The 1,319-nt window shown below is 64.4% G+C and carries 1 protein-coding gene; it reads left to right on the top strand.

The genetic code is table 11. From position 1 onward, the window contains the following. Positions 1-566 precede the first annotated feature (566 nt). Positions 567-1,319 (top strand): AAA family ATPase (locus tag AB0I03_RS26670; protein WP_360417377.1); only part of this gene is annotated, 753 nt, incomplete at its 3' end.

Consider the following 1,319-nt stretch of genomic DNA (forward strand, 5'->3'; position numbering starts at 1 on the left):
TCCAGATCTACCTGTTCGAACGCGTGCTCAAGCCTTGTTGGTTTGGCCAGGTCCGCCCTCCCTCGCTTGCACCACATCTGCCGTACTGAAGCGGCTAGTTGGACTGCGGTGAGAGGATGCCACCATGGTGCTTCAGGTGGGGGCCAAAGCGCTCCGAAAGAGGCGGACGGAGCTTCGGGGCTCGGCGGAATCGGTGGAAGCAAGTGAAGCGCTGGGCGATGTTGCCACAGTAGGACTCTTACTGTTCTACGCTGCCGAGTGCGGGCTGAAGGAAAGACTCCTTATCCGGCAGGGACACCGTGACACTGCGGCTTTAGAGCCCACTCACGACCTCCGCAAGCTGGCCAAGGACCTTCGGCTGCCCCGCACCCTGGGCGCGCGTCTCGAACGGCTCCAGAGCTGCCGATTGCGTGTGCCAGCGCGTGGCTCCGTCGCTCTGGCTGACCTGCATCAGGCATGGCGCTACGGTGCGACGCTTGACGCGGCGGACGAAAAGGAAGCCCAGGAAGCCCTCCGCGCTCTGATCACGTGGAGCGAAAGGGACTAAGGCAGGAGGGTACAAAGCCGTGGCTGAACTGATCGATCTGGAAGGGCCGACGCCCCCAGAGCACCTGTTCACATGGGTGGACGTCGACGAGCATCTCGCGCTACTGGCAACTGCGGGCCGGTGGCCCAGGTGGCTGCGCGCTGCGGACGGCTGGTGGGACGGCCTGGAACTGATCGTTTCCAGTGGTACGGAGGCCGAGGAAGCCAAGCGGTGGCTGGACGAGGCGTTCGGAGCAGGCTCGACCGAATGGCGTGATGGCACGATCATGCTCGGGCTGGACGACCCACGCACGACTGAGTTCAAAGGCACGCCTGTCATCCTGAGCCCCGAGTCGGAGAACGCCGATCAGCCGCGCCGCGTCCCGCTGTTGCGCGAGAAGCACATCACAGCTCAGCTGGCACATCCCCTGGAGCGCCCCGCCGACGGGCGTTTCCACGACGATGTACAACTTGTGGCGTTCCACTCGTTCAAAGGGGGAGTCGGGCGCACAGTGCACGCGGTCGCCATGGCCGATGAAGTAGCCCGTCGCGGTGGCAACGTCCTGCTGGTCGACGCCGACCTTGAGGCCCCCGGAATTACGTGGATGCATAGAGCCCAAGGCGGACAGCTCGACTTCTGCTACGAGGACATGCTGGCTCTGCTTCAGGGATCCGAGGACGGCAGCTGGTCACAGGCGGTGGATATCGCCGCTGCGTATCTACCGAACCAACAAGTCGGACGGTACCCCAGCGGGGGGCGTGTGACCGTAATCCCCGCCAGCAGGAGGCCGCAG

Origin of the sequence: Glycomyces sp. NPDC021274 (genome assembly GCF_040641195.1) — a bacterium.
GTDB lineage: Bacteria > Actinomycetota > Actinomycetes > Mycobacteriales > Micromonosporaceae > Glycomyces.